The organism is Streptomyces sp. AP-93 (genome assembly GCF_022808175.1).
Classification (GTDB): domain Bacteria; phylum Actinomycetota; class Actinomycetes; order Streptomycetales; family Streptomycetaceae; genus Streptomyces.
On the sequence record NZ_JALGBX010000008.1, the window covers coordinates 208,450 to 222,092 of the forward strand.

General features: G+C 74.3%; 11 protein-coding genes. 4 read left to right on the plus strand and 7 right to left on the minus strand.

Translation table 11 applies throughout. The annotated features are described in order from the left end of the window. Positions 1–150: 150 nt before the first annotated feature. From MTF69_RS15955 to MTF69_RS15965, 3 genes are read right to left on the minus strand one after another with little or no spacing between them, the layout of a single operon-like run. Positions 151–1,053, minus strand: coding sequence for a LysR family transcriptional regulator (locus tag MTF69_RS15955; RefSeq protein ID WP_243334908.1), 903 nt, complete (start codon positions 1,051–1,053; stop codon positions 151–153). 10 nt (positions 1,054–1,063) lie between these two features. Further along, on the minus strand, positions 1,064–1,999 hold the full coding sequence (locus MTF69_RS15960) for a DMT family transporter (RefSeq protein WP_374323139.1): 936 nt from the start codon (positions 1,997–1,999) through the stop codon (positions 1,064–1,066). 42 nt (positions 2,000–2,041) lie between these two features. After that, the gene (locus MTF69_RS15965; protein WP_243334910.1) at positions 2,042–2,983 is read right to left on the minus strand and encodes an EamA family transporter; all 942 of its coding nucleotides are present in this window, start codon (positions 2,981–2,983) and stop codon (positions 2,042–2,044) included. Positions 2,984–3,098: 115 nt separating this feature from the next. Between MTF69_RS15965 and MTF69_RS15970 the strand changes: the two genes are divergently transcribed. Then, positions 3,099–3,590: a MarR family winged helix-turn-helix transcriptional regulator gene (locus tag MTF69_RS15970; protein WP_243334912.1), complete on the plus strand. Its 492-nt coding sequence runs from the start codon at positions 3,099–3,101 to the stop codon at positions 3,588–3,590. 127 nt (positions 3,591–3,717) lie between these two features. On the opposite strand, the gene MTF69_RS15975 is transcribed toward MTF69_RS15970, so the two are convergent. From MTF69_RS15975 to MTF69_RS15985, 3 genes are read right to left on the minus strand one after another with little or no spacing between them, the layout of a single operon-like run. Next, positions 3,718–3,957 carry a hypothetical protein gene (locus MTF69_RS15975; RefSeq protein WP_243334913.1) on the minus strand — a complete coding sequence of 80 codons (240 nt, stop codon included), beginning with the start codon at positions 3,955–3,957 and terminating at the stop codon, positions 3,718–3,720. A gap of 20 nt (positions 3,958–3,977) precedes the next feature. Beyond that, a complete protein-coding gene (locus tag MTF69_RS15980) occupies positions 3,978–6,131 on the minus strand; it encodes a 4-alpha-glucanotransferase (RefSeq protein ID WP_243334915.1) in 2,154 nt (717 codons plus the stop codon). 21 nt (positions 6,132–6,152) lie between these two features. Beyond that, positions 6,153–6,419: a hypothetical protein gene (locus MTF69_RS15985; protein WP_243334916.1), complete on the minus strand. Its 267-nt coding sequence runs from the start codon at positions 6,417–6,419 to the stop codon at positions 6,153–6,155. Between the two features lie 397 nt (positions 6,420–6,816). On the opposite strand from MTF69_RS15985, the gene MTF69_RS15990 reads away from it, so the two are divergent. Continuing rightward, entirely contained in the window at positions 6,817–9,867 is a 3,051-nt protein-coding gene (locus MTF69_RS15990; RefSeq protein ID WP_243334919.1) for a beta-N-acetylglucosaminidase domain-containing protein, read from the plus strand. A 252-nt stretch (positions 9,868–10,119) separates the two neighbouring features. On the opposite strand, the gene MTF69_RS15995 is transcribed toward MTF69_RS15990, so the two are convergent. Next, the gene (locus MTF69_RS15995) at positions 10,120–10,674 is read right to left on the minus strand and encodes an HNH endonuclease (RefSeq protein WP_243334920.1); all 555 of its coding nucleotides are present in this window, start codon (positions 10,672–10,674) and stop codon (positions 10,120–10,122) included. A 261-nt stretch (positions 10,675–10,935) separates the two neighbouring features. Between MTF69_RS15995 and MTF69_RS16000 the strand changes: the two genes are divergently transcribed. Both MTF69_RS16000 and MTF69_RS16005 read left to right on the plus strand, forming a co-directional pair. Next, positions 10,936–12,033 carry a mechanosensitive ion channel family protein gene (locus MTF69_RS16000; RefSeq protein ID WP_243334922.1) on the plus strand — a complete coding sequence of 366 codons (1,098 nt, stop codon included), beginning with the start codon at positions 10,936–10,938 and terminating at the stop codon, positions 12,031–12,033. A 150-nt stretch (positions 12,034–12,183) separates the two neighbouring features. Beyond that, positions 12,184–13,431: an ROK family transcriptional regulator gene (locus MTF69_RS16005; RefSeq protein WP_243334924.1), complete on the plus strand. Its 1,248-nt coding sequence runs from the start codon at positions 12,184–12,186 to the stop codon at positions 13,429–13,431. Positions 13,432–13,643 lie beyond the last annotated feature (212 nt).

A 13,643-nucleotide genomic window follows, 5' to 3' on the forward strand; every position in this document is an offset into this window, starting at 1 on the left:
ACCCAGCCCGCCGGGCGCGGGGCCTGAATGGCGCACAGCGCCATTTCAGCCCCGCCGGCGTTTGAGGCGCGGGTCCGGGCAGCGCCCGGGGAACGGGCGAAGGGCGGGTAGGGGACTGCGCCCCGCAGGGCCGACCACCCGCGGCGACGGCTACGGGCGGGCGGTGGCGACGGCCCGCAGGGCCGCCAGGACGTGCGCCACGGCCGGGGCCGACTCCGAGCCCCGCCGCAGGGCGGCGATGACGTGCCGGGTGGGCCGGTCGTGGGGCAGGCCCCGGACGGCGACGCCCGAGGCGCGGCTCGCCACCATGCGGGGGACCAGGGCCACCCCCATGCCCGCCTCGACCATGGCGAGGATCGCGGTCCAGCCGGACGCGGAGTGCGCCTGCTCGGGCACGAACCCGGCCGCCTCGCACGCAGTGCGGGTGATCTCCGACCAGGGGCCGGAGCCGCCGTAGATCCACGGGTCCCCGGACAGGTCCGCGAGCCGCAGCTCCGCGGCGCCGGCGAGCGGGTGCTCCGGGGGCAGGGCCACGTCGAGGGGGTCCTCCAGCAGGGTCCTGCGGGTGAAGCGGGGATCCCGGGCGGTCGGGGCGTGGGCCGCGAGGGACAGCGCGAGGTCGACGACCCCGGCGGACAGCAGCTCGTAGGACTCGGCCGCCTCGGTCTCCCGTACGCGGACCTCCACGCCGGGGTGCGAGCGCCTCAGGGCGGCGACCGCCGGGACCACGAGGACCGGTACGGCGGTGGAGAAGGCTCCGATCCGGACCTCCCCCACTTCCCCCGCGAGGTATCCGGTGAGCTCCGCGTCGGCCCGCTCCAGCTGCGCGAACACGGCCTCCGCGTGCCGCAGTACGAGGTGGGCGGCGTCGGTGAGGCGGACCCGGCGGCCCTGCGCCTCCAGCAGCGGGACCCCCAGCATCCTGGCCAGGTTGGTCAGCTGCTGCGAAACGGCCGAGGGCGTCATGTGCAGCGCCTCGGCCGTCGCGGTCACGGTCCCCTGTTCTGCGAGGGTCCGCAGGATCCGCAGCTTCTTGATGTCCCACTCGATCATGGGACCGAACTTACCGCCGGGCACCCAGACCCACGCCGCCCAGGATCAGCGCCATGCACAGGAGCTGCGCCGGTCCGGTCGTCTCGCCGAGGAGCAGCAGGCCGAGGCCCGCGACGCAGACCGGCTGGAGGTAGTAGACGACTCCGGCGCGGGCGGCGCCGATCATCGCGACGGCCTTGTTCCAGGCGAAGAAGGCGACGGCGGAGGAGAAGACGCCGACGTACAGGAGCATTCCGGCGGTGGAGGGGGTGACCTGGAAGCCGCCCTGGACTCCGACGGACACGGCGTAGACGGGGGCGAGCATCAGGGCGCCGAGGACGAAGGTGGTGAGCAGGAAGGCGAGGCCGCCCAGTTCGGCGGGCTTGCGCTTGAGGAGCGCGCTGTACGTGGCGAAGGACAGGGCGGCGCCGAACATCCACAGGTCGCCGGCGGCGAAGTCGAAGCGGATCGATCCCTTGCCGACCAGGAGGAGCACGCCGAGGGCCGCGAGGGCCAGGCCGAAGGTGCGCCGGGTGCCGAGCCGTTCGCCGCCGAGGCGGGCGTACAGGGCCATGATGACCGGCGAGGCGGCCATGATCATGCCCATGTTGGAGGCGGAGGTGGTCAGTCCGGCCTGGTGCACGAGGGTGTTGTAGAGGGCGACGCCGAAGAGGGTGGCCAGGGCGATGTAGCCGAAGTGCTTGCGGATCAGGGCCCGCTGCTGCCAGGCCTGCCGGGCGGCGAAGGGGGCGACGGCGACGGTGGCGATCACCCAGCGCCAGAAGACGGCCTGGACGGGCGGGATGCTGTCGGCCATGCCCCGGGTGGCGACGAAGCTGCCGGACCAGACGACCGTCGCGAGCAGGGCGAGGAGGATGCCGAGACCGGCGGCCCCCTTCTTCGCCTTGCCGGGCAGTGCTTGCTGCGGGACGGTCGGGATGGTGCGGACGCGGTCCGTGACGGCCACTGTGTGTCTCCCCCTCGGGGTTCGGAGTGTCGGTTCGTTGCTCTACCGTCGCACCGGGCCACCCGTCAGGTCCATCGAAACATTTCGATTGGTTCCTTCAGTAGAACTGAACGGTTCGACCTTCGGCTTCGGGGCGCCCGCCGCGAGCTGCCCCGCGACGGTGGCGCCGAAGGCGATCGTCATGCCCAGCACCTGCACCGGCGACAGGGACTGCCCCAGGGCGGCCCAGCCGATGACTGCGGCGGTGAGCGGCGAGAGCGGGCCGAGGAGGGTGACCGAGGTGGCGGTGAGCTGCCCGATGCCGCGGATCCAGAGCCAGTACGCGATGCCGGTGTTGATCAGCATCATGTAGCCGTAGCCGAGGAAGGCCTTGCCGTCGAGGGCCGGCGGCGCCCCTTCCACCAGCGCGGCGACCGGGATGATGACCAGGCCGCCCGCGGTGAGCTGCCAGCCGGTCATGGCCAGCGGGCCGACGCCCTCCGGGCGCCCCCACCGCTTGGTCATGACGATGCCCGCGCCCATCGAGGCGGAGGAGACGACGCCGGCCACCACCCCGACCGGGTCGAGCTGCGCCTGCGCGGTCAGCACCACCATGCCGACGCCGAAGGCCGCCACGACCGCGGCGAGCACGGTCCGCAGCCGGGCCCGCTCGCCCAGGAGGAGGGCGGCGAGCCCCACGACGAACAGCGGCCCCAAGGAGCCCAGTACGGCCGCGACCCCGCCGGGCAGGCGGTAGGCGGAGAGGAACAGGAGCGGGAAGAAGGCTCCGATGTTGAGGCCGCCCAGGACGGCCGCCTTCCACCACCACACCCCCGTGGGCAGCTTCCGCGCGAGGGCGGTGAGCAGCAGCCCGGCGGGCAGGGCCCGCATCACCCCGGTGAACAGCGGCCGGTCGGGCGGCAGCAGCTCGGAGGCCACGAAGTAGGTGGAGCCCCAGGAGATGGGGGCGAGGGCGGTCAGGACGACGGTGGTGGCGCGGTTCACGGCGGTGCTCCTCCGGCAGGGACGAGTAGCTCACTTAGAAGTAGCTTAACACTAAGCTACTTTCCCGCAAGCAACTTTCTTGCCAACGAATAAGTGGAAGCCGGATACTGCGCCTATGACCGACAAGGACCCCGTCGACGCGATCGCGGACCAGTGGTTCGCGGTGCGCCCCGACCTGGACACCACGCCCATGGCCGTCTTCGGCCGGATCTACCGGATCTCCAAAGCCATGGGCGACGCCATGGAGAAGGCCTACGGGCGCTACGGAATCTCGCGCGGGGAGTTCGACGTCGTGGCCACGCTGCGCCGGAGCGGAAGCCCGTACACCCTCTCGCCCCGCCAGCTCTCGTCCACGCTGATGCTCACCACGGGCGGGATGACGGGACGGCTGGACAAGCTGGAGAAGGCCGGGCTGCTGCGGCGCAGCCCCGATCCGGACGACCGGCGGGGTCTGCGGGTGACCATCACCGACCGCGGCCTCGCGCTCATCGACGAGGCGGTCGAGGTGGGACTGGAGATGCAGCGCGAAGCGCTCACCGGGCTCGACGGGTCGGAGATCGCGGCGCTCACCGGCCTGCTGCGCAAGGTGATGGCAGGGGCCCCGTAGCCGGGCCGGGGTACGACGAGGCGCCGGGGGTCCGCAAGGACCCCCGGCGCCCCGGAAGAATCGGATCGGGCAAGACCCCGGAAGGGGTCAGGCCCGCTCAAGCCCGTTCAGGCCAGTTCAGGCTCGTTCAGCCTTCGGACTGCGTCTTGCGCGACTTGTCGCCGACCATCACCAGACCGGCGATGACCAGGAACAGCACGATCGGCGCGGCCACGTAGAGGCCGAGCGTCTCCGCCACGCTCAGGCCCGGACCCGGGTCGTCGCCGTCGTCACGGGTGAGCGCGAGAGCGGGAGACGTCATCAGCAGCATCATCAGCGTCGTTCCGGCCGTGACGGCGCCGGCGCGCAGAGCGTTCTTCTTGTCCACGGTGCAAACGTAGCGAACACCTAAACGCCGCGCGCGCCCGGGGGTGCCGTACGGGTTCCCACCGCCCCCCGCACCGCCCCCAGCAGGGCGTTCGCCCGCGGTGAGGCGGCCAGTGCCTCCAGGGTCAGCGGCCGGCCCTCCGCGTCGGCGACCGGGAGCCGCCAGTTGGGGTACTGGTCCCAGGTGCCGGGCAGGTTCTGCGGCCGCCGGTCCCCCACCGCGTCGGGCAGCCAGACCCCGACCAGCCGGGCCGGAGTGCGCAGCAGGAACCCGTACAGGGACCGTACGGCGGCCTCCTCGCCCTTGGTGTCGAGCCCGAGGTCCTCCAGTACGTCCAGCCAGCGCGCGGTGTCGGCGGCGTCCTCGGCGCGCTCCCGCTCCGCCGGGCGGGTCAGCAGGCCCAGCCGGTCGCGCAGTTCCACGTGGGAGCCGGCCAGTTTGGCGGCCGTGGGGGGCAGATCGTGGGTGGTCACGGTGGCCAGGCAGTCGGCCCGCCAGCGCTCCGCCTCCAGCGGCTCCCCGTCCCCGCCCCAGTCCCGCTCGAACCAGAGCACCGAGGTGCCCAGCACCCCGCGCCGGGCCAGCGCCTGACGGACCCCCGGCTGCACGGTGCCGAGGTCCTCGCCGATGACCAGGGCCCCCGCCCGGTGGGCCTCCAGGACCAGCAGGGCGAGCATCGCCTCCCCGTCGTACGAGACGTACGCGCCTTCGGCGGGCGGGGCCCCTTCCGGGATCCACCAGAGCCGGAACAGTCCCATGACGTGGTCGATGCGCAGGGCGCCGGCGTACCGGAACACCCCCCGCAGCAGGGCCCGCAGCGGCGCGTACCCGGTGGCGGCCAGCCGGTCCGGCCGCCACGGGGGCAGCCCCCAGTCCTGGCCGCGTGCGTTGAAGGCGTCCGGCGGGGCGCCGACGCAGACGCCGCGGGCGTAGTGGGGGACGGCTCCGAAGGGGGCTCCGGTGGCGTCCGAGCCCTCCGGATGCACCCCGACGGCCAGGTCGTGCACGATGCCGACCGCCATCCCGGCCTCCTTGGCGGCCCGCTGGGCGGCGGCGAGCTGGGCGTCGGTGAGCCAGACCAGCCAGCGGTGGAAGTCGGCCCGCACCTTCGGGTCCTCCCCGGCGTGCCCGGCGCACCAGACGGCGTGCCGGTCCAGCTCCTCACCCTGCGCGGCGCGGAACTCCCGGTAGGCCGCCTCCCGTTCGGGGCTGCGCGGGACGGCGTACAGCAGCTCCAGGGCGGCCTGCTTGAGGGACCAGACGGCGTCCCGGTCGATCAGCGCCCCCTTCTCCAGCACCTCGCGCCGCAACTGCGCTCCCCGGTCGGCCAGTTCCGCGAGGGCGGCCCGGTCCGGGCAGTCGGCGTACTCGGGGACGTCCTCGATCCGCAGGTGCACCGGGTCGGGGAAGCGGCGCGAGGACGGCCGGTAGGGGGAGGGGTCGGTCGGGGTGCCGGGGACGGCCGCGTGCAGCGGGTTGACCTGGACGAAGCCGGCTCCGTGGACGCGGCCCGCCCAGCGCGCCAGCTCCGCCAGGTCGCCCAGGTCGCCCATGCCCCAGGAGCGTTCGGAGAGCACCGAGTAGAGCTGGACGAGCAGCCCGTGCGTGCGCTCGGGCGCCGCCGGGGCCCGGTCGGGGGCCACGATCAGGGTGGCGGTGGCGGTGCGGCCGTCGGGGGCCTGCGCGTGGATCCGGTGCACGCCGAGCGGCGGCTCGCCCGCGCCGGCCGCGCTCCAGGCCACCGGCGGCTCCTGGGGGGCCGTGCGTCCCGCCGCCTGCGGCGGGCCGTGGTCCTCCGCCTGCGGCAGGCCGTGGTCCTCCGCCCTCGGCAGGCCGTGGTCCTCCCCCTGCGGCAGGCCGTGGCCCTCCCCCTGCGGCAGGCCGCCCTCCTCCGCCTCCAGCAGGGTCCGGGTCCCCGGCGGGAGCGTGCCCAGCTCCACGGGCGGCCGGGACCCGGCCCACCACACCAGCACGCGCGGCAACAGCCGGTGCGCCGCGTCGTGTTCGGCTGCGGCCAGGTCCGCCCGTACGGACTCCGGGGTGTCCGTGTTCACCCCCAGCTGCCGCAGTACGGCGGCGACGGTGGCCTCCGGGACCCGCAGGGTGACGTCCTCGGCGGGCTGGTAGGTGGTGGCGACTCCGTACAGGGCCGCGAGCCGGGCGAGGTCGTCCATCAGGTTCCTTTTCCTTGTCGTCTAGTCACCCGCGGCGGCGGCCGCGGCTTGGGTGGTCGGCTCGCTGGTCAGCGGGGCCTCGCAGGCGAGCGGGGGCTCACTGGTCAACGGCGCGTGCGCGGCGTCGGCGAGCGACGGCTCGCTGGTGAGGGGCCGTTCGTCTGGTCCGGACTGCGCCGGCAGGTGGGCGAGCGGCGGACGCCGTTTCGGGGTGGACACCGCGGATATGACGGTCGTGGGGATGGCGGCGACGGTGGTGTTCTCGGTTTTCACGGCCTTGGTGTTCATCGGCAGGCACTCCTTCGTACGTGAGGATCGATCAGGACCCGTGGACGGCTCCCACTGTGTCGGTCCGTGCGCCGTTCGCGCACCACCGACAGCGGAAATCCTCCTGTGTGGTCCGTGAATCCGTCATAAATGCCTGCGTTCGGGCCGTGCGCGGGAGGGGTTGCGGGGCTCCGCGCCGATCACCGCACGTGGGGAGGGATCGCCCCGGCGTGCGGGATCGTCGGGAACACCCTCCGGCGCGCCGCCCGGAGAACATCCCAGCCATACCCAGTCGGCGGCACCGCATTCCTGGCCGATCCCGGTCAGATCACCCGCCGCCGTTGACACCCTGGCCGTACGGATGGTGGGCTCTGGCTCGTTCGTACGAGCGGGGGACGACTCGGGACGGGGTGGCTCCGTGCAGATCAGGGGCAGCAAGCGGGCCACGGCCACCGCCGCGGCGGTCGCCGCCATCGGTGCACTGCTGAGCGGCTCGGCGGCGGTGGGTCCCCCCACCGCCTTCACCGCGCCCACCTCGCCGGACGCACCGAACACACCGGACGCCCCCGCGCCGGACGCTGCCGCGGCTCCCGCGGCGCTGCGCGACCCAGCCCCCGTATCCGCCCCCGTGCTCGCCCCCGGCTCCGATCCGGCGCGCGCCGCCGCCGCGGGGCCCGCGGTGTATCCCCGGCCGCAGTCGACGGTCTTCGACCCGGCGCGCGCGGTGCCGCTGGGCACCGAGGCCGTACTGGTGCTGCCCGCCGGCGTGGACCCGTACGCCGCCCAGCTGGTGCGCGACGCCCTGCGCGGGGCGGGCGTACGGACCCTGCACGAGCGGGCCGACGGGGAACCGCTGCCCGGTGCGGGACCCGTCGTACGGCTCCAGGGGCAGCACGACGGGAACACGGAGCGGGCGCTGCGGGCCCTGGGCGCGGACGCGGCCGGCGACCTGCCGGCCGGCGGCTACCGGCTGGCGGTGGGCCGCACCGAGGGGCGGGACACGGTCGCGCTGGCGGGCGTGGGCGAGGACGGGCTGTTCCACGCGGCGCAGACGCTGCGTCAACTACTTACCCAGGGCGGCGGGAAGGTGCCCGGCGTCCTCGTACGGGACTGGCCGTCCGCCCCGGTGCGCGGGATCACGGAGGGGTTCTACGGCACTCCGTGGACGGCCGCCCAGCGGCTCGAGCAGGTGGAGTTCATGGGCCGCACCAAGCTGAACCGGCTGCTGCTCGCGCCCGGTGACGACCCGTACCGGACCACGCAGTGGCGCAGCGACTACCCGGCGCCCGGGGCGGCGGAACTGCGGGAGCTGGCCGACCGGGCGCGGGCCAACAAGGTGGTGCTCGCCTGGGCGGTGGCGCCCGGGCAGTCGATGTGCCTGGCCTCCTCGGCCGACCGGGCGGCGCTCGCCCGCAAGCTGGACGCCATGTGGGACCTCGGATTCCGGGCGTTCCAGGTGCAGTTCCAGGACGTCAGCTACACCGAGTGGGGCTGCCGCGCCGACCGGGAGCGCTACGGCAAGGGCCCGGCGGCGGCAGCGAAGGCGCACGCGGAGGTCGCGGGCGAGCTGGCCGCGCACCTGGCCCGGCGCTATCCGGGGGCTCCCGCGCTGTCGCTGCTGCCGACGGAGTACTACCAGGAGGGCGCGACGCCCTACCGGACGGCGCTGGCCGCGGCCCTGGACGACCGGGTGGAGGTGGCCTGGACGGGCGTCGGCGTGCTGCCGCGCACGATCACCGGCAACGAGATGAACGGGGCGCGGTCGGCGCTCGGGCAGCACCCGCTGGTCACCATGGACAACTACCCGGTCAACGACTGGGATCCGGGCCGGATCTTCCTCGGCCCGTACGCGGGACGGGACCCGGTGGTCGCGGGCGGTTCGGCGGCCGTACTGGCCAACGCGATGCCCCAGGGCACGCTGTCGCGCATCCCGCTGTTCACCGCGGCGGACTTCACGTGGAACCCGCGCGGCTACCGGGCCGCCGACTCCTGGGCGGCGGCCGTGGCCTCGCTCGCCGGACCCGACCCCCAGGCCAGGGAGGCCTTGGCCGCGCTGGCCGCCAACAACGCCTCCTCCGGCCTCGCCCAGCCCGAATCCGCCTACCTGGTCCCCCTCATGGAGGGGTTCTGGCGGGCCCGGAGCTCCGGCGACCCGGCCGCGGGCGAGCGGCTGCGCGCCGCCTTCCGCGTGCTGCGGGGCGCCCCGGACCAGTTGCCCGCACTCGCCGGGGAGGCGGGGCCCTGGCTGTCGCGGCTCGCGCGCTACGGGGCCGCCGGAGAACTGGCGCTCGACGTCCTCCAGGCGCAGGCCCGCGGGGACGGGGCGGCGGCCTGGCGGGCCTCGCAGGCCTTCACCGCCGCCCGCGCGGCGCTGTCCGGGGCGGACGGGCCGGAAGCCGCCCGGGTCGACAAGGCGGTGCTGGACCCCTTCCTGGCGCGGGCCGCGGCCGAGGCCGACGCGTGGACGGGCGCGGCCCGCGCGCCGGGCACGGTGACCCGGCAGACCGACGCGTGGACGGTCGAGCTGTCCGGTGCCCGGCCGGTGTCGGTGGTGACCGTGATGACCGACCCGCTGCCGCCCGGCAGCCGGGGCGCCGTGATCGAGGCCCACGTACCGGGAGAGGGCTGGCGCAAGGTCGCGGACGCGGCGGCGTCGGGCTGGACCCAGGCGGACGTGGGCGGCCTACGGGCCGACGCGGTCCGGCTCGTCTGGTCGGGCCCGGCTCCGGCCGTGCACAGCGTGGTCCCGTGGACGGCGGACGGCCCGGAGGCCCGCTTCGAGCTGGCGCAGAGCGTGGACGCGGAGATCGGCGGGGCCCCGCAGCGGATCCCGGCGGAACTGTCCGCGCTGCGTCCCGGCGAGGTCCGCGGGCCCCTGTCGGCGACGCCGCCGCCGGGGATCTCGGTACGTCTGCCGGAGACTGCCGCGGCCGCGCGCGGTACGACGGCGACCGTCCCGGTGGAGGTCACGGTCGCCGCGGGCACGGCGCCGGGCACCTACGAGGTTCCGGTCACCTTCGGCTCCGAGACGCACACGCTGAAGGTCCGTGCCCATCCGCGCACGGCCGGCCCGAACCTGCTGCGCTCCGCGGTGGCCTCTTCCTCGGCCGACGAGACCCCGGCGTTCCCCGCGTCGGGGGCGCTGGACGATTCCCCGGCCACCCGCTGGTCCTCGCCCGCGGCCGACGGGGCCTGGTGGCAGGCGGAGCTGCCGGCTCCGGCGCGGATCGGGCTGCTGCGGCTGCGCTGGCAGGAGGCGTACCCGTCCCGGTTCCGGGTGGAGACCTCGGCGGACGGTGTCACCTGGCATCCGTCGGCGACGGTCGCGTCCCGCGGCGGGGTGGACTCCGTCCACTTGGACCCGGTGGCCGCCCCGGCCCGCTTCGTCCGGGTCACCTGCGAGACCCGCGCCACCCGCTACGGCTGCAGCCTGCTCGGAGCCGAAGCCTTCGCGGTGGCCCCTCAGTAACCCTGCGGGGCTGGTCCCCTACCCACCCTTCCCCCGTTCCCCGGGGCTCCGCCCCGGACCCCGCTCCTCAAACGCCGGAGGGGCTGGATTTTCGCCGGCGTCAGCCACATCCAGCCTCGCCGGCGTTTGAGGCGCGGGGTCCGGGGCGGAGCCCCAGGGGGTCCGGGCGCAGCCCGGGGAACGGGCGAAGGGCGGGGAGGGGACTTCGCCCCGCGCAGCGGCACGTTCGAAGGCGGAGCCCCGCTCAGGGGGCTACGACGCGACCGCCGCGGCAGCGACCGGGACCCCGATGCGATCCAGCGCATCCTCCGCCCCGTACGGCTGGAGATACGGCATCCAGCACGGATCCCGGTGCCCCGTCCCGATGATCCGCCAGGCCAGCCCGGACGGCGGAGCCGGCTGGTGCCGCAGCCGCCAGCCGAGGTCGACGAGGTGCCGGTCGGCCTTGACGTGGTTGCAGCGACGGCACGCGGCGACGACGTTGTCCCAGGCGTGCTGCCCGCCCCGGCTGCGCGGGACGACATGGTCGACACTGGTGGCGACGGCCCCGCAGTACATGCAGCGGCCGCCGTCCCGGGCGAACAGCGCGCGGCGGGTGAGTGGAACGGGCCCCCGGTAGGGGACCCGCACGAAGCGCTTGAGCCGAACCACGCTGGGCGCGGGGACGGCCCTTGTCGCGCTGTGCAGAAAGGCGCCGGATTCTTCCAGGGAGACGGCTTTGTTCTCCAGGACGAGGACGAGCGCGCGACGGAGCGGTACGACGCCGAGGGGCTCGTACGACGCGTTGAGGACCAGGACGTGCGGCACGGACTGCCTCCTATAACGCCGGCGGCGCGTGGCTCGCGCCGGGACGATCTGTTTTCCAGTCTCCCCTTACGGCTGGTCGAAGCGCCACCACGCGCCCGTAACGGGTCCGGGGTGTTTTCGACCACACCCGTTTCATCCCCGCGTGAGTCTGGTCTCTCCCTCGAACACGGCAACAAGTCAGGCCGAGTGCCCCGTTAGGGTGGATGGTCTGCCCGCCCCACCCCTTCCGCGGGCAGGACGCTATATCTGGAGGTTCCCGCCGTGCCCAGGCCTGCCGCACTGCTCCCGCTCGCAGCCGACAACCCGGACGCGTCCCAAACGATCAGAGAAACCCACGAGAGCGTCACGAACGCCGCCAGTTTCATAGAGGAGAACTGGGCCGGATGGCTGTACCTGGGCCTGCGGATCCTCCTCATCCTGGTCATCGCCTTCGCCCTGCGCTCGGTGGTCCGCAAATCGCTGACCAAGCTGATCACCCGGATGAACCGCGGCGCCGATGCCGTCGAGGGCACGGCCCTGAGCGGGCTGCTGGTCAACGCCGAACGACGCCGGCAGCGGTCCGAGGCCATCGGTTCCGTGCTGCGCTCGGTGGCCTCGTTCCTGATCCTCGGCACGGCGGGACTGATGGTGCTCGGCGCGCTCGACATCAATCTGGGACCGCTGCTGGCGAGCGCCGGTGTGGCGGGTGTGGCGATCGGTTTCGGCGCCCGGAACCTGGTCACGGACTTCCTCTCCGGCGTGTTCATGATCCTTGAGGACCAGTACGGCGTCGGCGACAAGATCGACGCCGGTGTGGCCTCCGGCGAGGTCGTCGAGGTGGGCCTGCGCGTCACCAAGCTGCGCGGCGACAACGGCGAGATCTGGTACGTCCGCAACGGCGAGATCAAGCGGATCGGCAACCTCAGCCAGGGCTGGGCCACGGCGAACGTGGCGGTGCAGGTCAAGCCGACCGAGAGCCTCTCCCACATCCGCGAGGTGATCAAGGGGATCGCCGACACCATGGCCAAGGAGTCCCCGTGGGACGAGCGGCTGTGGGGTCCGGTGGAGGTGCTGGGACTGGACGAGGTGCTGCTGGCCTCCATGTCGGTGTCGGTGTCGGCGAAGACGATGCCGGGCCAGCAGTTCTCCGTGGAGCGCGAGCTGCGCTGGCGGATCAAGGACGCCTTCGACGCCGCGGGCATCGGGATCGTCGGGGGCCTGCCGGCGCCCGAGGAGGAAGCGGCCCCGGCCGACCCCTCGGCGTCCGTCGCCCCGCCGTCGGCGCTGGCGAACCCGACGTCCCCGCAGTCCCTGGCCACCGCGGAGATCCCGCAGCCGGCCGCGGGCGGCTCGGCCTCCGGCCCGCGCATCACGAAGTAGCGCCCGCCACGCGCGAACCCGCACCCGTACGCCGCTGCCCCCGTAGGTCCAACCTGCGGGGGCAGTGGTGTACGCAGTGCCATTGACACGAGCGACCCACCAATAGGAAACTTACCTAACAGTTCACCCCGGTGAGAGAGAAGTCACCCCATGCCCGCCACCCCCGGTACGCCCAGCCTGTTGCGCGCCCTGAACGACCGGGCCGCGCTCGAGCTCCTGCTGACACACGGTCCGCTGTCCCGGACCCGGATCGGGCACCTCACCGGCCTCTCGAAGCCCACCGCCTCCCAGCTGCTGGCCCGCCTGGAGGCCGCCGGGCTCGTCGTCGCCACCGGCACCGCCACCGGCCGCCCCGGCCCCAACGCGCAGCTCTACGCCGTCAACGCGCGGGCCGCCCACGTCGCGGGGCTCGACGTCACCCCGGGCCGGATCCTCGCCTCCGTGGCCGACCTGACCGGCGAGGTGATCGGCAGCCACGAGCTCCCGTACGCGGAGGGCACCGGGCCGGTCGAGCAGGTCACCCGCGCCCTCGGCGAGGCCGTCAAGGACGCCGGGCTGCACCTCGCCGACATCCACCGGGTGGTCATCGCGACCCCCGGCTCCTTCGACCCCCGCACCGGGGTGCTGCGCTACGCCGACCACCTGGCGGGCTGGCAGTCCCCCACGCTCCTCGACGAGCTCGCCGCGGCCCTGCCGATGCCGGTCGAGTACGAGAACGACGTGAACCTCGCCGCCGTCGCCGAACAGCGGCTCGGCGCCGCCCGCGGCCACGAGGACTTCGTCCTGCTGTGGAACGAGGAGGGCCTCGGGGCCGCCCTCGTGCTCGGCGGCCGGCTGCACCGCGGCTGGACCGGCGGCGCCGGGGAGATCGGCTTCCTGCCGGTCGCCGGACACCCCCTGGTGCGCCAGGTCACCCGGGTCAACTCCGGCGGCTACCAGGAGCTGGCCGGCGCGCAGGTGCTGCCCGCGATGGCGGCCCGGCTCGGCGTCGACGCACCGCCGGCCGCCGCGGCCGGGGCCGGTTCGGTGCACGGAGCCGTGCACGGGGCCGAGTCCGGGGCCATGGTCGAAGCGGCGGCCGCGCTGCTGGCCCAGGCCGCCGCCGCGCCCGAGGGGGCCCACCTGGAACTCCTGCGGGAGTACGCCACCGCGCTGGCCACCGGCCTCGCCTCGCTGGTCGCCGTACTGGACCCCGAGATCGTGATCCTCTCCGGCGCGCTGACCATCGCGGGCGGAGAGCCGCTGCGCGAACTCCTCGAAGCCGAGCTCGCCGACCTCGCCCCGTCCCGGCCCCGGCTGGTGACCGGCGAGGTACGGGAACGGCCCGTACTGCGCGGGGCACTGGAGAGCGCCCTCGCCGCGACCCGCGACGAGGTCTTCGACACCTCCCGCCGCTGAACCGCACCACGGGCACCTCCCGCCACTGAACCGCACCACCGGCACCTCCCGCCACTGAACCGCACCACCCGCACCTCCCGCACGAGCCCGCACCGCATCACCCGCGCAAGCCCCGGGCGCACGCAGCCCCGTACAGAACACCCGCACCACCTGCCCCGCACCTCCCCCGCGTGAGCCCACACCGCACCACGGCTCCTCCCCCACCCCTCCAG